This window comes from Rhizobium sp. BR 314, assembly GCF_047445805.1.
GTDB classification, from domain to species: Bacteria; Pseudomonadota; Alphaproteobacteria; order Rhizobiales; family Rhizobiaceae; genus Rhizobium; species Rhizobium lusitanum_B.
Genome location: NZ_JARWLA010000058.1, coordinates 1 through 22,124, shown reverse-complemented (window position 1 = coordinate 22,124; position 22,124 = coordinate 1). Strand labels below are relative to the sequence as shown.

Genomic DNA, 22,124 nt, shown 5'->3' with positions numbered 1-22,124 from the left:
GGGCGGGCGGGCTGCCTTTCAAGACGCCGTTCGGCACGATCTATGCTACCAACATATCGCCGGACAAGGATAACGGCATTGGCAACTGGACGCGCGCGGAGTTCCATCGGGCCGTGCGCGACGGTGTGGGAAGACACGGGCATTTATATCCGGCAATGCCCTACGCATCCTATCGCAAGATGACGGCGGAGGATGTCGATGCCGTCTACGCCTATTTGATGACGCGCGAGCCGATGAAGGTCGCCAACAAGCAGAATGAGTTGGGCTTTCCATTCAGCATCCGTCAAGGCCTGACCTTCTGGAACCTCTTCAACCTGCATTCGGATCTCTCGACTGCGGATCAGGCGCGCTCGCCCGTTTGGAACCGCGGGCGGTATCTTGCGGATGCGCTTGCCCATTGCGGAGAATGCCATACGCCGCGCAATCTACTGCAAGGCATGCGGCAGGACGCCTATCTCCAGGGCTCGGTAATCGAGGGAGCCAATGCTCCCGATATCACTAAGGGCGGCTTGACGCAGATGGGGTTCACCCCACCGGTGCTGGCTGCGTTCATGAAATCCGGTCTGTCGGCTCAGGGCGCGATGACGGGACAAATGTTCGAGGTCGTGCATTTTTCGACGCAATATATGACACCAGACGACCTTAGCGCTTTGTCAACCTACCTCTTCGACCTTGACGATCTTTCGAAGGGACAAGCGCCTGCGGCATCATCCCCCATCTCTGTTGCGCCCGAGCTCACGGCTTCGGCACGGCCGACCTATCTCGCGCTTTGCTCGGGCTGTCACGGCGTCGAAGGGCAGGGCATCCCGCATGTGGTGGTGCCGCTCGACACCAATGCCACTTTGCGGTTGACCAGCGCGCGTAATCTTGTGCGCGCCGTCGTGGAGGGTATTCCCGCCCAGCAGTTTCCGGGATTGGAGCGGATGCAGCCAATGCCGGGCTTCGGTCATCAGCTTGACGACCGTCAATTGGCTGATCTCGTGAATTGGATGCGCGAAAGCTGGGGTAATCAGGAGTCCAGACTGACGCCGGATGACGTGAAACAGCTGCGCGAGGGCAAATGAAGCCGGTAGACTGCCTGCGAAGGCCCTATCGATTGCGGCACGCTCAAGGACACGGACTGGGGGATCGACCATAGAGTGGCTCGGATGATCGAAACTCGCTTCGATGTCCTTGAAATGCCCGGACTAAGTCAGGTTCAACAGCGCAAGCCGGGGTCAAAACACCGATTGTATGGTGGCTCAACCCGAGACCTTGGTTTCGCTCAGCAGATCGGGTGCCTCCTTGGCCTGTCTGACGACGTGGATGGCCTCGCCGACGATCTCGCGTCGCCGTTGCCTTGCAACGATGATGGCATGCGCTCGCTCCGCCTGCGTTGCCGCAATGTTGGCAGGCGGTACGGAGACTTCATTCTCGATCATGTCAATCAAAAGGTTGCGCATAACGCCATTGTCTTCTTTCAGCCGCTCCAGCTCGCCAATCAGGGGGGACGCTCTCAATCTCTGGTCAATCACGCGATCAATCGCCTTTTCGGCGAGACGGGTCCGCACCGCAAAGAAACGTGCGATGACAAATGTGCAAACAACAGCGCATAGTGTGAGAGTGAAATACGGCATGGCAAGGCTCCTGTAATACAACAGAGATTGGGGCGAGGAGCCGAGGTTTCAATAGATGTAACCTGCTGACGGCATCGATACAGGCTGGGGCCTGCTTCCCACCGGCTCTCCTATGGGCGGAACCTGCGACGATATGCCTGCCACTGACGCCTTCCGATCGCCTGAGTGTGGCAATTTAGGTCCTGATCTCCAACCCAAACGGCCTTCCCTCCCAACGAAACGGGACTGCTGCGGCAATTACCGGATGGCAGTTTTTCTGCCGTGACTGGCAGATTTAAAGCGCTTTCTTTCTCCTCGTGCAGCAGTTATCGCCTTTGCAGCACGGTGACGCTGGGGGAATGACATGTTGCGCTGGGGTTTCTTGGGGACGAGCTTCATTTCTCACACGATGGCGAAAGCGGTTGCGAGAAGCGCTGGCTCCAAGCTCGTGGCGGTTTCCGGACGCGACCCGGCGCGACTTGACGCCTTTGGCACACAATATGATGTGCCGAAACGATATGACACGTTGGAGGCTGTCGCAGAAGACACAGATGTCGACGTGATCTATGTCGGTCTTCCGAACGATCTCCATGCCCGTGCCGTGCTGGCCGCGGCTGCGCAAGGGAAGGCAGTTCTCTGCGAAAAGTCGCTTGCGACGACTATGGACGATGCTCGTGCGATCTCAAAGGCTGTCAGGGATAGTGGCATATTCTTTGTCGAAGGGTTGATGTATCTCGGCCACCCGATCATTGCCGCCTTCGGGGATGTTATCGCGTCCGGTCGCTTGGGGCGCCTGCGGATGGTTTCGGCGACTTACGCGGCGGATATTTGGGATGTCGTCAACCCGAATGGCAATGGCACCGTCTTCAATCTCGGGTGCTATCCGGCTTCGCTGCTGCATTATGTCCTGAAAAGGGGCGGCGGTGACGCTGTATTTGAGCAGAGAAGGGTACAAGCCATCGGTAACCGCTCCCCAAAGGATGGTAATATTTGTGACGCAGCGGCGATCCTCAGGTTCGACAATGGACTTATCGCGGGACTGACGAGTACCGATAGTTTTGGCATGTCCCATGAGTTCACCGTTCGCGGCGATCTGGGCTCGCTACGCTTTCTCACCAATCCATGGCTGCCGGCGGCCGGAGACAATAGTTTCGAGATCGAAATTTATGGCCATCCGGTCGAAAGGGTAACACACTCATCGGACCATGACGCTTTCGATTATCAGGTCCAGCTTGTGGAAGCGGCGATCGCAGATGGGCATCGCGAAGCCTCGTCGCCATCGCCAAGCCTTGCAGATTCGCTTGAGATTATGGGCCTTCTGACGGAGTGGCAGGCCCTGGCCGAAAGCGCGATCGCCGATTGACCCGGCCTGTTTGTGCTCCAGCCTGAGCTTGTAGGAGGCAAGTCATCGCGCTTGGACGGCTCTCGACCGGACGCAGCCTTTTCAGTTCGCTCTCGCATATGGTTGTCGCCTTCGATCTCCGCGCGGATTGAGTGACGTAGACGATAGCACTTGTCTCTTCGCGCAATGTTTGCCGCACGATCTGCGTTGTTTCGGCGCTCTCAATTCATCTTGATTCAGCGACTGGCTTCGATTCTCGCTGTTCGAAGCAGAAATCTTAGAGAAATTACATAGTGTAAAACTCATATATGAACTATTATATGTAAATGATAGTCTACCGGTGTCCCGCGATATTCTGTCTTCCAAAGTATTGTCCGTGCGAACTCTCATCCTAAAGAGTTCGTTAAGTATTATGGTTTATTAAAGTTGAACATTCTAATTTTTTAAATCCGAAGGAACTAATACCTTCGTCGACTAAATTTCGTGTTGAGAGAGCCGGAAGGGATATGACGACGATGTTTGGAATCCATAGTACTGCTGGAACGATGAAAACTGGTGCGTTGGATGCGATGAGCGCCAATATCATGATCGCCGACGCCAAGCTTAACATCGTCTACATCAATCCGGCCACCCGCGACTTGCTGCAGGAGGCGGAGGGAGACCTCAAGAAGGAATTGCCGCGGTTCAGCATGGCGACCCTGGTCGGGTCCAACATCGATATCTTTCACAAGAACCCCGCGCATCAACGCTCAATGCTGGCGGCTCTAAAGAAACAACACAAGGCAACGATATCCGTTGGCCATCGCATGTTCGATTTGATCGTCACGCCGCTTGCACGGGCAGAGAGGATCATGGGCTTCGTCGTTGAATGGGCCGATGCGAAAGCAAGACTCCAGAATACCGACTATCGCAACCAGCTGTTGGCGATCAATCGCGTGCAGGCGGTGATAGAGTTTACGCCGGATGGCGAGATCGTCAGCGCAAACGACAATTTCCTTGCGGCGGTGGGCTATACGATCGCCGAAATCAAAGGGCGCAATCACCGTATGTTTCTGGCGGAAGGTGAGGTCGGAGACCGTGAGTTTGAACAGCTCTGGACGGATCTGCGTGCCAATAAGCCTCACATCGGAGACATCATTCGCTACGGTAAGGGCGGGAAGGCTATCTATCTCAATGCCTCCTATAATCCGATCACGAACGATGCCGGCAAGGTCGTGAAAGTCGTCAAATTCGCGACGGATGTCAGTGAGCGCGTCTTTGCCGTACGCACGGTCGGCGATGCCTTGTCGAAACTTGCGCTCGGCGATTTGAGCTTCTCGCTGGACCGAGCCTTCGCAAAGGACTTCGAGGCTCTGCGCGAGAATATGAACTCGGCTCTGCAGCAACTTGGCGATACCCTCGCCTCGGTTTCCCGCTCGGCGGGCATGATCGACGATGGCGCACGCGAGATCAGCGACGGCGCCAACAATCTCTCGCGGCGCACCGAGCAACAGGCAGCGGCGCTCGAAGAAACTGCCGCCGCCCTCGATGAAATCACGGTCAATGTCGGTAATGCTGCAAAGCGGGCCAATGAGGCGCGGCAGGCTGCCGCCACGGCTAATGACAGCGCGCATCACTCCGGTCTGATCGTTGCGGATGCCGTCGGCGCAATGGCGCGCATCGAGGAATCGTCAAACAGCATCGGTAACATCATCGGCGTTATCGATGAGATCGCCTTCCAGACCAACCTCTTGGCGCTTAATGCGGGTGTCGAGGCTGCACGCGCCGGTGAAGCCGGCAAAGGATTTGCCGTCGTCGCTCAGGAAGTGCGTGAACTCGCCCAGCGTTCGGCCAAAGCCGCCAAGGAGATCAAGGAGCTGATCCGCAACTCCTCTGAGGAAGTTAGGCATGGCGTGCAACTGGTTCATCAGACGGGTGACGCGCTGAAGGTGATCAAGGATAACATCACCTCGGTCAATGAGCACATGCAGGCGATAGCAGTCTCTGCGAATGAACAGTCCACCGGCCTCACCGAGGTGAACTCCGCTGTCAATCAGATGGATCAGGTGACACAGCAGAACGCAGCAATGGTGGAGGAGGCAACGGCCTCGAGCGCGACCCTTTCCCAAGAGGCCGAAAGACTGCGGCAGATGATTACGCGCTTCAAGCTATCGGACCTGTCAAGCTATGCCGGCGCAGCTCAACCGACGGCGATATCTGGCGATGAGGAAGCATTCGCTTCATTCGGTAATCCGAAGAAAGTCATACGTCTGTCCTCCAATTCCGCCGCGCGAGGTTGATGAGACAGGACAAAGGTCCTTGCGGATGGATAGATTTGATTCCGGCTCCGGCAATCGATCCGCCGGTCTGCCTCATGGACAATCCGGCGGGAGCCTGGTGTGCTGCTATTCCGCCGGCCATCGCGGTCAAAAGGAGAGGATCGGCCGAACGCCGATCCTCGTCCGGCCCAAACTGGAAACTACGTCGTCAGCAGCGGCTCGCCAGCCACGACATTGATCACGAAGTCCATAACGGCGCGTATCGGTCGCGATTGGCGCAGATCACGATGAACGGCAAGCCAGATGTCGCGCGTAAAGGATGGGAAGCCCTGATCGATGCGGATGAGATCGGGATCCGCTTCGCCGAGGAAACAGGGCAGGCCGGCGACACCAACCCCCGCCCGCGCGGCAATCAGATGCTCGCCGATATAGTTCAATTCGCAAACGACTGGTCGTTCGCCTGCGATGCCGAGTAGCCACCGTTGCTGTGGCATGTCGGAAAATCCTTGATCATAGGCAATGAACTGCCACCGCTGAGGCGTTGCAAGATGGGCATAGGCGCGATGCGCATAAAGGCTGAACGGCATCGTGCCGATCTTGCGTGCTATGCTGCCGGCTTCATCGGGCCGCACCAGCCGAACGGCGACATCCGCCTCGCGGCGGCTGAGTGATACTTGTTCGCCATTGGCCGAAAGTGACAGCCGAATGTCTGGATAGTCCTCATGGAAGCGAGCGAGATGGCGGGCAAGAAGCGGTGCGACCAGCACGGGCGGTGCGCTAAGCGTGACGCGTCCCGCAAGAGGCTTGTGTGCGGCCTTCGTCAGCCTTGCGATGCCGTCCACGCTGGTCTCGATCGCGAGGGCATGCTCGCGCACGGCCTCGCCGATTGTCGTCAGTCGAACAGAGCGCGGCAGCCGATCCACCAGACGCACGTCGAGTGCGGCCTCGAGGGAGGCCAGGCGGCGGCTCACCGTTGCATGATCGACCTTCAGCTTGCGCGCCGCCGCCGAAAGCGTCCCGCTCTCGGCAACGGCAAGGAAATGGCGGATATCTTCCCAATCGATCATCTGTGCAAATTCTCAAGGATCACTGGCAGATATACCGAATTTTCGCAGGCAGTGTAGGGATCTATTTTCGAGGAAATCACTTTCTCGGATTATCCCTATGTCACTCACCTCTCAATCGCGTTCGCGTCCGCTGCTGACACTCGTCGGCTCGGCCTTTGGGTTCATTCTCGTCCTTCTCGACGTCAGTGTCGTAAACGTTGCTCTTGATGCACTCGGCACCAGTTTCGAAACTGACATTGTCGGGTTGGAATGGGTCGTGAACGCCTATACCCTCGTCTTTGCCGCGCTATTGCTGACGGCCGGCGCGCTTGGCGACCGCTTCGGCGTGCGCACCATCTTTGTGCTGGGCTTCGTTTTGTTTACGGCGGCCTCCGTCGCTTGTGGGTGGGCGCCGACGCTCACGATGCTGATTGCGGGTCGGATCGCCCAGGGTGTCGGCGCCGCGTTGCTCGTGCCGAATTCGCTTGCTCTCATCCAGCAAGCCTTCCCAACGCCTGCGGCGCGAAGCCGGGCAATCGGCTGGTGGGGCGCAATCGCTGGATCATCGCTGGCGGCCGGGCCGGTGGTTGGCGGCCTGCTCGTTGCCCATCTCGGTTGGCGCAGCATCTTCCTCGTCAATCTGCCGGTTGGGATCGTCGGACTGGCGATCATCCTGTTCAGCGCGCACGAGAGCCCGAAGAAGCCCGGCCGCTCACTCGACTGGCCCGGTCAGATTGCGATTGTCGGAGCGCTTGGGGCTCTGGCAATGACGCTGGTCGAGGCCGSCGGCCTCGGCTGGTCGCATCCACGGATCATCCTTTCGGGCTTGCTTGCGTTGTTCGGGATTGCCGCGTTTCTTTGGATAGAGGTCAAGAGCAAGGAGCCCATGCTGCCATTGACGCTATTCGGCGCGCCGGCTTTCAGTATCGCCTCAATCAACGGCGTGCTGATCAATTTCGCCTATTACGGAATGATCTTCGTCTTCAGCCTGTTTTTTCAATGGGAAATGAAATTGTCGGCGAGCGAGACTGGCTTTGCGTTCTTGCCGATGACCATCATGATCCTGATCGTCAACCTGGTGATGAGCCGGGTGATGACGATGGCAAGCCCAAGGGCGCTGATGGTATTCGGGCAATGCCTTTCAGCGGCTGGCTACCTGCTGCTGATCCCGGCCTCCGCCACTGGTTCCTATGCGGCGCTCGTCCTGCCGATGCTGATGGCGGCAACCGGCATGGCGGTTATGGTACCGACCGTGACCAATGTGACGCTCGCTTCCGCTGCAACCTCGCAAGGGGGGATCGCGTCTGGCGTCCTCAACACCGCACGACAGGTTGGCGGCATGTTGGGTGTGGCGATTTTCGGCTATCTGGTGCGCGATGCGGCACCATCGGCCTTCCTGTTCGGCATGCGAGTGTCAATTGCCATTGCCGCCGGCCTGCTTCTGCTCGGCGGGCTCCTGTCATTCCTCGGACTGAGAACAGAGCGTAAAAGCGCAGCGGCATAATCGCAAGTCAGATTTGGCTGAGGCAGACGATGGTGGGCGAGGATGGGAGTTACGGCTCAAGCCAGCAAGGTGTCCGTCTGGAGGCTTTCGGACAATTCTACTTCGTCAGCTCGCTAACGCGGTTGAGGGCACTGGACAGCGCCTTTAGCCAGTCCGTGAAGCTGAGTGGCTATGCCCGCGCTTGCGCCGACAGCATGGGTGCCGTGTCGGCTGCGAGGCGGATGAGGGGACGAGAAGTTGTCAGCATGAAAACCGTCCTTGAATGCGGCCAGCTTGCACGCCTGCGCACGGGCATATTCTTTGTAAAAGTTGCGTGAAATCCGGATCTGCGAGCGGCTGCGCCAGCCGATCCCTCTGATCGATTCGGCCGCCGCGAGCTTGCGGATGGCATAAGCGCGCGACATGCCGAAGGAGCGCGCCAGATGGGATAGCGCATTCACATCCGTATTCGTTCTGGCGTGCCGTTGTCGCGCCCGCCAGGATGCGATTGTGCCGACGAACAACATCGATGCTTGTAAAGATGTATCAAAATATTGCGTCACGCGAATAGGCGACATAGTCATAGACCGTCAGTAACGTTGCATTACCTAGCGAGGAATCCTGGGCCGGCCATTCGGCGGGCGCAGGGGTGAAGCGAAAATGGGCTTCGCCGCATCTCCAACTGCAATTACATTAGTGGAGCGTGTGGTTGGCGTCAGACCTATTCCTTTGGACAGTCGAACAAGCACCGCTGCAACTTGCCGATCAGGCGATAAAATGCGCGGATCGACACATACCCATGTGTTTTTAGGGGCGAGCATTAATTCTGTTTCAACAAAGCTCGGTTAACTGTTCTTCCGATTGGACGGGCCATGAGGCGCCTGTGTTCGGGCGTTGCCTCGATAGCTCACGGATTGCAATTTTAGAAACCACACCAAAAGAGCTCCAGAAATTCTGTTTTAGGCGAAGCGGGTGAGCGTCATTGCACCCGGAGCGTAGGTGGGTGATTATGATTTTCTCTCTTCGAAATATACTTGTCGGAATATTCCTTCTTCTCAGTGCCGCACTTTGCGTGCTGACGGGATCGTCCACGCTTGAGGCTTATCGAGGCGAAAGCACCTATTCTGACGTCTCGACGTTTACCGAATTCGACCGGGCGCTTTTCCAGACGCTTGCCAACTTCCGCAACGAGCGAGGCGATGGCTCGTCGCTGGCTAAGCTCGAGCTTGGCACGCAAGACGCAACGATTGCGATGCTGAAGGCGGACCGGGACATCGTCGATAAATATATGGCCGAGGCAAAATCCGTCTCAGCGAAAATTGACGATCAGTCGCTCAAAGCGCCGATCACCGCCGTTATGAGCGCCTATGATCGCGTCGTCGCATTCCGTTCAAAGCTTGACGGTGAAGTCGCCAAGAAGCTTGCAGATCGCGATCCGACGCTGCAAGCTGCGACCTTGGATATCGGCCAGCAATTCTTGACCGCGTTGGAAGCAGGCTCGACCGCAGTTGAGAGCCAGATCCGCGCGAGCGATCCCACAATGGCGGCATTGATACAGATCCGCGGGCTGACATGGTACACCCGCGCGACCGCCGGCGCGGCAAATCTCCTGTTCGTTAATACGCTTGCCTCGGGCGAGGCGATGAAGCATGAGGAACTCACCAAGATCCAGCAGTTCGACTATACTGCGAGCTTCACCTGGGGGCAGATCGGCACTCTGGTCAACCATCCGTCGACGCCGCAAGTCGTGAAGGACGCTTACAAAGTTGGCGACGCCACTTATTTCAATGGGGATTTTGCGGCAAAGCACAGTGCATTGGTTGCGAAGTTCGCAGCCGGCGAAAAGAAGCCGATGGCCCTCGACGACTGGCGTCCACTTGGCAATGCTGCCCTTCTAACCATCACAAACACCGCGGCTGCCGCTGCAGATGGTATGGTGGCAAAGGCCTCCGCCAGCTACAATGACGCTCTCTTCAGCCTGATTGCCTACGGCGCCGCGTTCCTTGTCGCAGCGGCTCTCAGTCTCATCGGCATCAGCATTATCATTTTCCGCGTTACCAAACCCATCGCCGCGCTGACCCATTCGATGACAACACTCGCCCAGGGCGACCTCTCGGTTGCGATTGGCGGCGTCGAACGGCGTGACGAGATCGGCGCAATGGCGCGTTCGGTGCAGGTGTTCCAACAGGCAGCCATTCGCAACAAGGCGCTCGAAGACGAAGCTGCCGACGCACGCCTGAGATCCGAGCACGAACGCATCGAGGTCCAGCGCCGTGCCGAAGCGGACGCCGAGCAGAGGCTCTTGCAGGCAACAAGCTCGCTCGCGACAGGTTTGCGTCACCTGGCCTCCGGCGACCTGCTTTGCGAGATCGAAGCACCTCTCGATGCACAGTTCGAAGCCTTGCGTCACGACTTCAATTCGTCGGTCGCCCAGCTTCGCGCCGCCATGTCTCAGGTCGGTCAGGCAGCATCGCTTGTAAACAGCGGCAGCTACGAGATTTCGCAGGCTTCCGATAACCTCTCGAAACGTACCGAGCAGCAGGCCGCGTCGCTTGAAGAAACGGCTGCCGCTCTTGAGCAGGTGACCGCCAACGTGCAGTCGACCTCCAAGCGAACAGGCGACGCGCGTGACCTCGTGCGTGGAGCCCGTTCGCGGGCGGAAAATTCGAGCCAGGTCGTAAATAACGCCGTCAATGCCATGGGCAGGATCGAGCATTCCTCCAGGCAGATCAGCCAGATCATCAGCGTGATCGACGAAATCGCCTTCCAGACCAACCTGCTGGCGCTCAATGCCGGCGTTGAAGCGGCGCGTGCGGGCGATGCCGGCAAGGGCTTTGCGGTGGTCGCTCAGGAAGTGCGCGAATTGGCGCAACGTTCGGCCAATGCCGCGAAGGAGATCAAGGCTTTGATCGGCAATTCCGAGGTTGCAGTCAACGAGGGTGTCAGGCTCGTCAATGACACCGGTGAAGGCCTTGCGGCGATCGCTGACCTTGTCCTGCAGATCAATCAGCACATGGACGCAATCGCAACGGCCGCTCAAGAACAGTCCATGGGCCTGTCGGAAATCAACAGTGCCGTCAATCACATGGACCAGGCGACCCAGCAGAACGCCGCAATGGTCGAAGAGATGAACGCGGCTGGCGCCGGCCTCGCCGAAGAAAGCAAGCGTCTCGGTGAGCTCCTGAGCGCATTCCGCACGGGCCAGGTCGAGCGCGCCACACCGCAGGCAAAGTCCGCAACGCGGGCCGCCTCCGTCCCGACAGCTGCTCGTTTCTCCGGACGTACGGTTCCGGCGACACAGGGCAATGCCGCGCTTAAGCATCTGCAGCAGGAATGGTCGGAGTTTTGACCGGTTAGGCGCCGGAAAATTGCCGATGTTTTACCGCGGTTCAATCCGCAACATTTTGCCCCGGATCGCTCGTCCGGGGCATTTTTACTTCGAAATTTCAGCACGCTGGCGCGGACTTGATGCTGTCGTCCCTCCGGCCCCGGTTCCGTCCGCTCGTTGAGGCGCTCCTCAAATGCGGCCGAGTGACTCCCATTGAACCCGGCCGGGCATCGCTACCGGCAGTCGGGAATTGACTTGATACTTCCGCGGTTGGCGCTAGTCGGCGCCTGAGGGAGGAGTGAGTTCGACAACATGCCTGCCACGTCGAATAGGACATCGGCGCCGTTTGAAGCGCGGTCATCACATCATCCTCAAACGGGCGAATCGAGGGCAGATTGTTGGTCTGAGGCGAGTCTGGATCTGATGTACAGACCAGGAAAATACAACTAATAATTCGTTGAACGCGAAAATCGATCAGAGATTGTATGTTTGAGTGGTTAGTCTTGGCGCGCTCTGAAGTAGTAATGAGTTCATTCTAATATTAGTAAAATTTCTCAATATTTTAATCGAATTCACATAGAAACTTTCTAGTTAACATAGCGGGCTATGCTCAGCCGAATGGCCGAAAAGACTTGTTGCGGTCGCGCAACATCCCCGCTGAGGGTGTGAAAAGCCCAAAAATAGTCCATGGTTTGCCCGCTCTTCGGCTTGCGCCCCCGGAAATTAACTGCTTCAGGAGATTAAATAGAAATCTATTTTGCAGAATATATCACTTCGTCTACGGTAGGTAGGTGAGTAAGCTTTACAAAATGTTCATGCAAAGTATAGCTTGGGGGAAGGGCGTAGTTTTGGCTACTAAGACGCGATTGATTGCGGCAGTCGGAATCTCGATGGCCATGAGTTCTTTGTCAATTGGCTCTGCCGGTGCGATGTCACTGCAGCAAGCGATTGAGAAGACAATGAAAACCAATCCCCAGATCATGCAGGCTGCGCAAAACCGGGAAGCAACAGAGTTTCAGCTGCGCCAGGCAAGGGGACTTTACTTGCCCTCGGTTGATCTACAGTCTGGTTATGGCCGCCGTAGACTGTCGGATACGTCATCCGGCGCCCTGTCGCGCACGCATGATTACCTCAGCCCCGCCGATGTAAGCTTGACGATAACGCAGACATTGTTTGATGGCGGCGACCGCAAGGCGCAAAAGGACAAGCAGGCGGCCCGCGTTGATAGCGCCTCCTTCCGGGTGCAGCAGCGCTCGGAAGCTCTGGCGCTGGAAGTAACGCAGGACTATCTCGAATATACGCTGCAGACGGAAATCGTCGCAGCGGCGGAAAAGAATGTCGCCTTCCACAAGCAGATGGTTGGCAATATCGAGGACAGCATCAAGGGCGGAGCGCTCACCGATGCCGATCGCCTGCAGGGACGCGAGCGTCTACAGGCCGCCAATGCGCGCCTCCAGGAAGCGAAACGGGAACTGGATGCCACGAAGATCCGCTTCCTGCAGGTTGTCGGCGAGCCGATCAGCAATGCGCGTCGTCCAGGCTCCGTCGCGCGCTACCTGCCGAAGACGCTGGATGATGCGGTTTTCATCGCACAGAAGAACAATCCGGAGATCTCCTCGGGCAAGGCTGACGTCAATGCAGCCGACGCTGATGTCCGCGGCTCCAAGTCTGCGTTCTTGCCGAAGCTCGACCTCGTCGGTAGTGCCCGTGTCGGCGACGATGTCGACGGCAATAAGGGCAATACCAACGACGTTCAGGTCGGTGTTGTCGCCAAATGGAACCTCTATCATGGCGGTATCGATACGGCACACCAACAGGAACTCGTCCGCAGGGCGGCGGAGCAACGCTTTGCGCTGAGCCAGACCTACCGTGAAGTCGATCAAGCCGTTCGTTCCGCTTGGAGCGAGCGTACGAACCAGGCTCAACTGGCGGGCATTCTGGGCAGCCAGGAAAAGACCAACGGTCAGTTGGTGACGTCTTATCGTGAGCAGTTCAAGGTCGGTCAACGCTCCCTGCTTGATCTCCTGGATGCCCAGAATACGCGCTTCAACACAGAGGTTCTGGCCAAGACCGCGGAAGTCGCGTCGCTTTTTGCCGAATACAAGATCCTTGCCGCATCCGGCAGCCTCTTGTCGACCATGAAGCTGAAGCCCGTCGATCAGGCAACACCCTACGCCCGTGATCAGTTCGCTGTGTCTTCGAATACGGCTGATCCCGGTTACACCAAATACGACTCGCATCAGAAGCCCGGCGTGCCGATGGATCTGCTCGAGCCGATTCGCTAATCGTTACGATCCGAATTGGATAGTACTTGATGTTGAACGTAGCACCTGACGTGTCTGCGAGCGTATCGCTGCAGACATTCAAGTCGGCATTTAAATCGGTCGCTGCGTTCTACGGTCGCCCGAACTCGGATACTGTGCTGTTTTCTGGCGTTCCGGACGAAGTCCTGGAGGCCATGGAGCAGGACGATGTCGAGCGGCTGTCCGAGCGCATCGGTCTGCAGGTGATGAAGCACAAGGAACGAGATTGCCGCCTGGGCAATTTCGATTGCCCTGCCATCGTCACCTTTGCCGATGGCGGCGTGCTGCCCTTGCTCGAAATGACCGAAAATGGCTCCTACGTTACCGAAGTCGCACCGGTCCCGGGAATGTCGAGCCACCTGACGCGGGAGGAGCTTGTCGCGCTCAATCCGCAAGCGGCCTTCGCCTTCACGCTCTTTTATCAGAATGCCTCGGAAGAGGCGCTTGTCGGTCATGCCATGGAGATCGAGAAGCGTCACTGGCTGGCAACAGCGCTTGTGCCCTACTGGCGAACCTATGCTCGTGTCATGCTTGCGGCGCTCTTCATCAACATCATTGCGCTCGCCTCGCCGCTTTTTACCATGAACGTCTACGATCGGGTGCTGCCGAACAAGGCATTCCCAACGCTCTGGGTGCTGACCGCCGGCATTTCGCTCGCCTATCTCTTTGATTTTCTGCTGAAGACTGCCCGGGCATCGCTGATTGACTATGCGGGCCGCAAGGCCGATCTACGTCTGTCGCAGGTGATCTTCGACAAGATCCTAAATTCGACGCTGGCGTCTCGGCCGATGTCGACCGGTGAATATGCCAACCGTGTGACCCAATATGAATTCGTTCGCGAATTCTTCACCTCGAACACGATTGGTGTGCTGATCGACAGCCTCTTTGTCGTCATCTTCCTCGTCGTTATCTATCTGATCGCCGGCTGGCTCGTCATCATCCCGTCGGTTGCCTTTGTCCTGTCCGTGACGATCGGCCTTGTGGCCCAGGCCCAGATCGGCAAGCGCATGGCAACGGCAACCAACGAAGCGTCGCGTCGCCAGTCGTTGCTTGTCGAGACCATTTCGACCATCGAGACGCTGAAGAGCCTGCGTGCCGAGGCAACCATGCTGCGCCGCTGGCAGGAACTGACGAAATATTCGAGCCGGACCAGCGAAGACATCAAGCATATCTCTTCGAATGCCGTCAACTTGACGATGTTTCTGCAGCAGATGGTCAGCGTCCTTATCGTCGTTGCCGGCACCTACGAATTCTCCGAAGGGAGGATCGCCATGGGTGCGATCGTTGCCACAGTCATGTTGGCGGGCCGCGCCGGGGCGCCCTTCGGGCAGATCGCCATGACACTGGCACGCTTTCGTCAGGCCACTATGTCGCTGCGCATCCTCGACAAGATCATGGAGCAGCCTGATGATCGACCGTCGACCGTCGGCTTCGTCAACCGGCAGATCCGCGGCGGTGGGTTCAGCTTCCAGAACGTCTCTTTCCAGTATCCGGGCTCCGACCAGGCCGTGATCAATCAGCTCTCCTTCACGGTTACGCCTGGCGAGAAGATCGGGATCATCGGCCGGATCGGGTCTGGCAAGACAACGCTTGGCCGTTTGCTCGACGGGCTTTTCCAGCCATCCAGCGGTCGCGTCTTGATCGACGGCGTCGATATTCGCCAATACCATATGGCAGAGGTGCGTGCTGCCGTGGCGGTCGCGGGCCAGTCGTCGGACCTGTTTTCCGGTACGGTCAAGGAAAATCTGCTGCTTGGTCGGGCCGATGCGACCGACGAGGAGCTTCTGGCCGTCTCGCGCATGACCGGTGTTGAGGAATTCGTTGCCATTCACCCGCGCGGGTTCGATATGCCGGTTGGCGAGCGCGGGGCGAACCTGTCGAACGGCCAGAAGCAGGCACTAACCATCGCGCGACTCCTACTGACACGGCCGAAGATCGTTTTCCTCGATGAGCCATCCGGGGCAATGGATCTGGCCAGCGAACGCCACCTGATCAGCAGGCTGACCAACGCATTCGGTTCGGACACGACGCTGCTGGTCGCCACCCATCGCCATAGCATGCTGGAACTGGTCGATCGTCTGATCGTCATCGACAAGGGCCGCATCATCGCCGACGGACCGAAGAACGCCGTGATCGAGGCGATGCAGCGCAAGGCGGTGCAATGATGCGCGCTTCCAATCACAATATCCACGACAACCCCCCGCTTTTCGCGCGGTTGATCCTTGGTCTCTGTGCCTTGATGATTGTGGCATTTATAGCCTGGGCAGCCTTTGCAGACATTGACGAGATCGCACGCGGCGAAGGGAAAGTGATACCGGTCTCCAAGACGCAGATCGTGCAGTCGTCGGAGCCTGGAATCGTCCAGCAGATCAATGTCAATCTCGGGCAGGTCGTTCACAAGGGCGATCTTCTCGTTCAGCTGGACAACACCACGACGGCATCGACGCTTGGCGAATCTGTTGCAAAGGCTCGTGCGCTCGGTGCGAGGGTCGCGCGACTGGCCTTGGAGGAGGCAGGCGCCTATGACGCACAATTTGTCTGTCCGGCCGATATTCTGGCTGCCGCGAAGAATGTTTGCGGTAACGAGGAAAAGCTCTTCGAGGCAGATCGCGCGGCCTACAACAACAAGCTCGACGTTCTCGACCAACGCCTGAAGCAACACGAAAACGAGCTTGAAGAGGCCCACGCCAATATCGATCGCCTGAAGCAGAATATTGCCGGCGTCCAGAAGCAGTACGACTTGCTGAAGCCGCTCGGCGACAAAAAGCTCGTCGCTGAAACGGAAGTGCTGAAAGTGCATCGAGACTTGGTCGACCAGCAGGGACAGCTTCGGGTCTATGTCGAAAGCCTGGACCGTCTGCAAGCCGCGGTCAAGGAGGCGACGCTGCAGGTCACCGACCTCGGATTGCAGCTGCGCCAACAGGCACTGACGGACAAGGGGCAGGCGCTGTCGGAACTTTCCGTCGTCGACGAGACGATCCGTGGCGCCTCCGATCGGGTCAAGCATACCGACATTCGCTCCCCTGTCGACGGCATCGTGAATACGCTTGAGGTCAATACGATCGGCGCCTATGTCGACGCCGGCAAGGTGATCGCCGGCGTCGTGCCAACCGCCGATACACTGCTGATCGAGGCGAAGATCTCGCCGCGCGACGTTGCGTTCGTGCGCCCGGATCAACCGGCCGTGATCAAGATCTCTGCCTATGATTTCTCGATCTTCGGTGCGCTGGACGGTAAGGTCGTAAACGTCTCTGCCGACAGCCTTGTCGAGAAGGACAAGAACGAGACCTACTATCTCGTGCGCATCAAGACCGACAAATCGGCGCTAGAGCGCGACGGCAAGCACTATCCGATCATCCCGGGCATGGTGGCGTCGGCCGAAATCATGACCGGCCGCAAGGCGATTTTGACCTATCTGATGAAGCCGATCAACAAGGCGCGCTCAGAAGCGCTGACGGAGCGGTGAAGATGGTCATGCGCAAGGGGGCCGGAAAAGACGAAGCCGCGATAATCGCCCGCGAAGACGTCCTGCCGTCGGTCGACGATGATGAGCTGGAGCCGCGCTTCCGCGCGGTGACGGGTGGCGGCGAGCGTCGCGGAATTCGCCTGGAGCGGATCTACTGGGATGGTCTGGGACGCATGTCTGAGGCCGGCGGCATCAGTATCGGTGACTTGGTGTTTCACACGGCTGCGGAAATGCCGGAGACGGGCAACCTCGCCTCATTGCTGCGCGTACTGAGCTTCAAATGGGTGCTCAGCCGTCTCGATGCTGTGGAGGATGTCGCGTCGCTGACCAATCTCAATGCGGTGCTTCAAGCCTCGCCGACGCCAGCGGTGGTGCTGACCCAGGAACGTGGCATCAAGCTCTTTAACGATGCATTTCTGAAGATGCTGCGCCATCGCTTGCCGATGATTGACGATGTTCAGCAGACGGCGCGCACGCTGCGCCTGTCGATCGACACACAGATCGAGGAAGTGCTGTCCGTCCTTTTAGCCAATCGCGGCAAGACGCTAAACACCGGCTTCAAGATCGGTCTCGGCTCACAATCGCTGACGGGCCAGATCAATCTGGCCCTTGCACCGACGCACGAGGCACCGATGCTGATCGGTTACATTTCCGTCTAATGTGAATGTTGTCGTCGTGGTGACGGGAGCTTGCCTGAGATTCAAAGGGGCGAGCTCCGTTAGTGGAGCTCGCCTTCGCCCGGAGCCACTTTTGTCAGCGGCATTGCCGCGGCCAGCGCTTGTGCATGAGGATCGCGAGAGCCATGCAGATATCCACGGCCGGCAACAATTGAATAGAGCGGTAGATATTCTGTGATGCGCTTGTCGGACAGGACCTCGTCGCGCATGTTGTCGAGGATCAGATTGTTGCCGTTGACGGAGACCGACAAGACTGCATGGTAGAAATGCCGCTTCTGGTCGAAGAGAACAACGAGAGCCATATGGTCAAGGTCGACGCCTGCATTGTAGAGGGCTGCCATCTTCAAGATCGCATAATCCTCGCAATCACCTTGCTGGCGTGACAGTGCTTCGCTCGGCTTCGCCCAATGATCCGTCTCATGATAGGTTTCCATATCGGTGGCGTAGCGGATGGCGTGGTTGACGGTGTAGTTGATCGTGTTGATCTTGTCGCGGATCGAGGCGCCAGCCACCTTCTTTTCGGCAGCTGCGACGGCGCTTTCGGCGGCATCACAGCCCTTTGCTCCACAATCGAGCGATTTGCCTGAGCGGATTTCGGCGAGCGGGCCCGCCAATTTGTCGAGCGCGGCAAGATGTTTGAAGGGGATTGCGACCGTTCCGAACACCGAATCGCCCATCGGGGCGTTGGTTGGCGGCGTAGGCCGTACCGGCTGGAACTTGGTCACATCGCCGCGTGCAAGGCCGGCAGGCTCAACTGCCAGATTTGGAGCCAACGAGGCGAGGTCAACGCTCCCGATTGTCTTGGCAACGCTTCCGATCGATGGCGCAAGGATGTCGATCGCCGTGCCGACAAACGGATTTGCAAGCAGATTGAAAACAGGGCGAACGGCGTCGCCAGTTGCTGCCTGGCAAGTCATAGGCGAGGAAAGGCTGAAGGCGAAGGAAGTTGCAGCAAGAGCTGCAAGTATAAATTTATTCTTCTTGCGTTCCATTGGTGCTTAATTCTCCCTGTTCGAGAGAATAATGCGCGCAACCTCTGAATATGAGGTTCTGAAAGCTGGATAATCTAAGTATAAATTGGGAGTTCAAATAAGTATAAAATTTGATTGGATTCGGTAGGAAATCATTAAAGACGAGGTTGCCCCATCCGCCGGCGCGATCAAGCGCCGCTGCGGTAGCAGCGCGCGAGGACACCTGAGGCGCTGAGCCTGGTCTGTCGCTCTAGCTCAAAACGATTGTGATGGTTGGGTGGTGACCTTTAGCTTGCCGCCGTCGATCTTGTTGATCACCATTTTACGTTCTACCACGCCAGCGGCGTTGAAGCGGAAAAGCCCAGTCGTCCCGCGGAAGCCGACCTTGTTCATCAGGTTCGCGGGCGTTATCGCTAGCGGGCCCTGGGAGCGAATGAGGCCGGAGGCGATCGCCATGGCATCATAGCTATAGGAGGCATAAATAGTCAGCGGATGGTTGAAGTGGCGCTGATAGCGCTCGGCAATGAGCCCGCTGCTTTGAGTATCGTCCGTTGCGACAAATGTACCCGCCATAGCGGGTATCGAATAGGCTGATTGCGGCCACTTGTTGGTGCCGACCATCGCCTGAGCGGGAATGGCTGCACTGCGCACGGCGCCTGCCACCACGCCCACTTGCGCCGTGTCGCCGAGAATGACGATGATTTCCGCAGACTGAATGAGCGGCCGGTTCTTGGTGAGAATATCTGCGGCCTGATCGTTTGCGTTGTAGCGGCCAAGGCCCATGAAGGTGTTGCCGCTGTTCCAGAGGGCGTTGCTCAACCTCGTGCTGTCGGCTTGTGAGAAATCGGCGGGAACCAGTGCCGATACCTTCTTGTGCCCCCCTGAGCCGGCAGCTTTGGTGCCCTCCGTCGCGCTGTCGATTTCGTCGGAGGCAAGGTTGAAGACATCCGTGCCGGTTGCAGCCATGCTGCTCGCCAGATTCAGCAATGGCGGGCGCTGGGTGGCGGGAATGGCGGCAATCGCAGCGGTCTCCGCCGGCGGCAGATAGCTTACGATCAGTGCAGCATTTCGACCCTTGGCTGCCGCAACTTGCGCGGCCACCCCGGCAACACCTGGGCCGACGTTCTTCACGCGCAGTCGAATTTGATTGTTGCCGAGTTCACCGACGCCAAGTACGGCTCCGTCACGAACATCACGGGCTGGACCTTCATAGAGGCCGGAGGTGCCTTTGCGCAGTAGCAACGTAATTTCGGTACCGCTGTCGTTGCCATAACTTTCGTCGATGGCGGTGGACGGCATTTTGATGTCGTCTTTCTTGCTGTTGTTCTCAAGCCCGACACCGTCCATCTGACAGCTGGCGAGGCCAGCACAGAGCACAAGCACCGCGCTGCGCGCTGGTTGCCAACTCCATCTGCGCGCCGGCCATTCAGTCAAAGGGCTCAACGAAAGACTGATCGCAAACGGCACAACTCACTCCCCAATTCTCTAGATCAGGCTGCGACAGCCTATTGGGCCGCATTTGCACACCGCGGCTGACTTAAAGTCAAGCGGTATACTTAATGAGTTGTTCTTCGGTTGAGTTAACCATCGGTAAAATAATTCTGCGACGTTGCATAACCGGCTATATCGGTGGGGTTAACGAAGTATTGCAATCAACCCGCTCCCGTAATTGATTGCGGCAAATTATGAGACACCGGGAGCCAGACCCATGGAAGACTTGCGCATTTCGACCGTAGACCACGAAGCTGCTTTGCACGATTTTGGGTCGAGCGGCCGGGACGAGGCCAATGCAGTTGCAGACGAAATCAGCGCCCATCAACCGCTGCCACTGTCTGAGAACGCGGATGTTGCAGCTTTCCAGGTGGCGCAGGCAGCAGAACAGCAGGCAAACGGCAAGACTGACCGTCTCGCGGCAAACCAGCCGCAAAACGCAGCCCCGCAGGCGCCGATCCAGATCGTGCCGGACCAAGGCAACGTCGTACATCTGCCGCCGAATACCTCGATCGACGATATTCACGTCGAGGGCCGCAATCTCGTTTTGATTCAGGCCGACGGCACGCGCATTGTCATCGTCAATGGCGCGCTGCATGTCCCGACCTTCCTGATTGGCGAAGTCACGCTGCCGCAGCAGGCCGTTGTCGCCGCGCTCGAACAGCAGGGCATCAATGTCGCCGAAGGTCCCGACGGTTCGGTTCATGCCGGCAACAGCGTGACTTCGGGTCATCAATTCACAGACACCCAGGCGGCAGGTCCTCGCACGCCTCTCAACCTCATTGGTCTTCTGGGCCCCGGCGGCGCATTCGGTAATGGTGGCGCCGGTGATTTGTCCGGCACACAGACCAGGGTTCCCTTCATCATTCCGCAGGCGACCGAAGCTGCCTCGTTGATCGAACGCGGGACGAGCACTGGTGACTTTCTAACCTCAAGCAGCGCCGGCCGCTTCGGCTTTGGTGGTAACAACGCTGCGATTACCACTGTCACGCTGGTTGGCGAGGCAGAATTCACCGGCAGCGGCACGCAGCAGCTGTCAGGTCTGACCTCCAACGGTGTTCCCGTTGTTGTCACACAGAGCGGCCAGACCGTCACCGGCGTCGCCAATGGCGTCACCGTCTTCACGCTGGTGTTCAACGCTGCGACCGGCGAATTCACCTTTACGCAGCTCGCTTCCCTCGACCATCCTCGCGGCGCCAACTCGTCGACCGATGTACTTCAGCTTCAATTCCAGTATACGGTCTCCGACGCGAGCGGTCATACGGTTGTGTCTACCGCGAACGTCAACATTGCAGACAGTGTACCGGTTGCGGCCGTCGGGACTGCCGGTTCGGTCACCGAAGGTGCTCTGACGGGCGGCAATGAGAACCCGCATGTTGCGACCGATGCGATTGCCACCGGTTCGCTGAACATCTCCTGGGGTGCCGATAGCGGCAACACCGACAAGGGTGGCCTTGGCGACCGTTCGGTTGCTTTCACCAACGCCAACGTCACAACGGAAGGCCAGGATGGCGCAACGCTGAGCTCTCATGGCCTTGCGGTTCATACAGTCCTGCTGGCTGACGGTACGCTGGTTGGCTACACCGGTGAAGTCGCTCCGACGACTGTCCTGGATGGCAAGGGTGCAGTCAACGCGAACGTCGTGTTCTATGCGACGCTGTCGGACACCGACAACGGCCATTATAACTTCACCCTGGTGCAGTCGCTCGACGATGCCAAGGGTTCGGATGCCATCAAGCTGACCTTCGGCTACACGGCGACGGATTCGGACGGCGATACGTCTTCGAACAGCTTCTCGGTCACCGTCGCCGACGACAAGCCCGTTGCCGGCACCGGCGACGCCGGCTCGGTCACCGAAGGTGCTCTGCCGGGCGGCAATGAGAACCCGCATGTCGCGACCGATGCGATTGCCACCGGTTCGCTGAACATCTCCTGGGGTGCCGACAACGGCAACACCAACCAGGGCGGCGCCGGCGACCGYTCGGTTGCCTTCACCAATGCCAACGTCACGRCTGAAGGTCAGGACGGCGAGGGCCTGAGCTCACATGGTCAGGTCGTTCATACGGTTCTGCTGGCCGATGGCACGCTGGTTGGCTACACCGGTGAAGTCGCTCCGACGACTGTCCTGGATGGCGAGGGCTCGGTCAAATCGAACGTCGTGTTC

15 protein-coding genes are annotated in these 22,124 nt (G+C 58.1%); 10 read left to right on the top strand and 5 right to left on the bottom strand.

The annotated features are described in order from the left end of the window. The coding region (locus QD461_RS34360) for a c-type cytochrome (protein WP_414091395.1) at positions 1-1,064 on the top strand (1,064 nt) is incomplete at its 5' end. A 177-nt stretch (positions 1,065-1,241) separates the two neighbouring features. On the opposite strand, the gene QD461_RS34355 is transcribed toward QD461_RS34360, so the two are convergent. Further along, positions 1,242-1,616, bottom strand: coding sequence for a hypothetical protein (locus tag QD461_RS34355; protein ID WP_184710546.1), 375 nt, complete (start codon positions 1,614-1,616; stop codon positions 1,242-1,244). Between the two features lie 343 nt (positions 1,617-1,959). Here QD461_RS34355 and QD461_RS34350 point away from each other — a divergent pair, with 343 nt between their 5' ends. Both QD461_RS34350 and QD461_RS34345 read left to right on the top strand, forming a co-directional pair. After that, positions 1,960-2,958: a Gfo/Idh/MocA family protein gene (locus QD461_RS34350; RefSeq protein WP_414091394.1), complete on the top strand. Its 999-nt coding sequence runs from the start codon at positions 1,960-1,962 to the stop codon at positions 2,956-2,958. A 494-nt stretch (positions 2,959-3,452) separates the two neighbouring features. Next, complete coding sequence (locus tag QD461_RS34345) at positions 3,453-5,216, top strand: methyl-accepting chemotaxis protein (RefSeq protein ID WP_414091393.1); 1,764 nt, start codon at positions 3,453-3,455, stop codon at positions 5,214-5,216. A 179-nt stretch (positions 5,217-5,395) separates the two neighbouring features. On the opposite strand, the gene QD461_RS34340 is transcribed toward QD461_RS34345, so the two are convergent. Beyond that, positions 5,396-6,262 (bottom strand): LysR family transcriptional regulator, encoded by an 867-nt coding sequence (locus QD461_RS34340; RefSeq protein ID WP_414091392.1) that lies wholly within the window; start codon positions 6,260-6,262, stop codon positions 5,396-5,398. Positions 6,263-6,359: 97 nt separating this feature from the next. Here QD461_RS34340 and QD461_RS34335 point away from each other — a divergent pair, with 97 nt between their 5' ends. Beyond that, on the top strand, positions 6,360-7,745 hold the full coding sequence (locus QD461_RS34335) for an MFS transporter (protein WP_414091391.1): 1,386 nt from the start codon (positions 6,360-6,362) through the stop codon (positions 7,743-7,745). Between the two features lie 113 nt (positions 7,746-7,858). On the opposite strand, the gene QD461_RS34330 is transcribed toward QD461_RS34335, so the two are convergent. Continuing rightward, positions 7,859-8,302, bottom strand: coding sequence for a hypothetical protein (locus QD461_RS34330; RefSeq protein ID WP_414091390.1), 444 nt, complete (start codon positions 8,300-8,302; stop codon positions 7,859-7,861). 431 nt (positions 8,303-8,733) lie between these two features. On the opposite strand from QD461_RS34330, the gene QD461_RS34325 reads away from it, so the two are divergent. The 5 genes from QD461_RS34325 (at position 8,734) to QD461_RS34305 (ending at position 17,480) form a co-directional block, all read left to right on the top strand. Then, complete coding sequence (locus QD461_RS34325) at positions 8,734-11,073, top strand: methyl-accepting chemotaxis protein (protein WP_414091389.1); 2,340 nt, start codon at positions 8,734-8,736, stop codon at positions 11,071-11,073. A 908-nt stretch (positions 11,074-11,981) separates the two neighbouring features. After that, complete coding sequence (locus tag QD461_RS34320) at positions 11,982-13,337, top strand: TolC family outer membrane protein (protein WP_414091396.1); 1,356 nt, start codon at positions 11,982-11,984, stop codon at positions 13,335-13,337. A gap of 29 nt (positions 13,338-13,366) precedes the next feature. Further along, the gene (locus QD461_RS34315; protein WP_414091388.1) at positions 13,367-15,520 is read left to right on the top strand and encodes a type I secretion system permease/ATPase; all 2,154 of its coding nucleotides are present in this window, start codon (positions 13,367-13,369) and stop codon (positions 15,518-15,520) included. After that, positions 15,517-16,821 carry an HlyD family type I secretion periplasmic adaptor subunit gene (locus QD461_RS34310; protein ID WP_414091387.1) on the top strand — a complete coding sequence of 435 codons (1,305 nt, stop codon included), beginning with the start codon at positions 15,517-15,519 and terminating at the stop codon, positions 16,819-16,821. The genes QD461_RS34315 and QD461_RS34310 overlap by 4 nt, the downstream gene beginning before the upstream one ends. A 2-nt stretch (positions 16,822-16,823) precedes the next feature. Further along, the gene (locus QD461_RS34305) at positions 16,824-17,480 is read left to right on the top strand and encodes a ribbon-helix-helix domain-containing protein (protein ID WP_414091386.1); all 657 of its coding nucleotides are present in this window, start codon (positions 16,824-16,826) and stop codon (positions 17,478-17,480) included. 59 nt (positions 17,481-17,539) lie between these two features. On the opposite strand, the gene QD461_RS34300 is transcribed toward QD461_RS34305, so the two are convergent. Together QD461_RS34300 and QD461_RS34295 are read right to left on the bottom strand one after the other, a co-directional pair. Continuing rightward, positions 17,540-18,490, bottom strand: a complete 951-nt coding sequence (locus tag QD461_RS34300) for a transglutaminase-like cysteine peptidase (RefSeq protein ID WP_414091385.1) — start codon at positions 18,488-18,490, stop codon at positions 17,540-17,542. Between the two features lie 234 nt (positions 18,491-18,724). Beyond that, positions 18,725-19,768 (bottom strand): hypothetical protein, encoded by a 1,044-nt coding sequence (locus QD461_RS34295; protein WP_414091384.1) that lies wholly within the window; start codon positions 19,766-19,768, stop codon positions 18,725-18,727. 409 nt (positions 19,769-20,177) lie between these two features. Between QD461_RS34295 and QD461_RS34290 the strand changes: the two genes are divergently transcribed. Beyond that, positions 20,178-22,124 (top strand): DUF5801 repeats-in-toxin domain-containing protein (locus QD461_RS34290; protein ID WP_414091383.1); only part of this gene is annotated, 1,947 nt, incomplete at its 3' end.

Excerpts from the sequence above, each read along its gene's own strand:
- QD461_RS34355 (WP_184710546.1), bottom strand. The coding sequence starts at position 1,616 with ATGCCGTATTTCACTCTCACACTATGCGCTGTTGTTTGCACATTTGTC.
- QD461_RS34350 (WP_414091394.1), top strand. The coding sequence starts at position 1,960 with ATGTTGCGCTGGGGTTTCTTGGGGACGAGCTTCATTTCTCACACGATG.
- QD461_RS34345 (WP_414091393.1), top strand. The coding sequence starts at position 3,453 with ATGTTTGGAATCCATAGTACTGCTGGAACGATGAAAACTGGTGCGTTG.
- QD461_RS34340 (WP_414091392.1), bottom strand. The coding sequence starts at position 6,262 with ATGATCGATTGGGAAGATATCCGCCATTTCCTTGCCGTTGCCGAGAGC.
- QD461_RS34330 (WP_414091390.1), bottom strand. The coding sequence starts at position 8,302 with ATGTCGCCTATTCGCGTGACGCAATATTTTGATACATCTTTACAAGCA.
- QD461_RS34325 (WP_414091389.1), top strand. The coding sequence starts at position 8,734 with ATGATTTTCTCTCTTCGAAATATACTTGTCGGAATATTCCTTCTTCTC.
- QD461_RS34320 (WP_414091396.1), top strand. The coding sequence starts at position 11,982 with ATGTCACTGCAGCAAGCGATTGAGAAGACAATGAAAACCAATCCCCAG.
- QD461_RS34315 (WP_414091388.1), top strand. The coding sequence starts at position 13,367 with ATGTTGAACGTAGCACCTGACGTGTCTGCGAGCGTATCGCTGCAGACA.
- QD461_RS34310 (WP_414091387.1), top strand. The coding sequence starts at position 15,517 with ATGATGCGCGCTTCCAATCACAATATCCACGACAACCCCCCGCTTTTC.
- QD461_RS34305 (WP_414091386.1), top strand. The coding sequence starts at position 16,824 with ATGGTCATGCGCAAGGGGGCCGGAAAAGACGAAGCCGCGATAATCGCC.
- QD461_RS34300 (WP_414091385.1), bottom strand. The coding sequence starts at position 18,490 with ATGGAACGCAAGAAGAATAAATTTATACTTGCAGCTCTTGCTGCAACT.
- QD461_RS34295 (WP_414091384.1), bottom strand. The coding sequence starts at position 19,768 with ATGCCGTCCACCGCCATCGACGAAAGTTATGGCAACGACAGCGGTACC.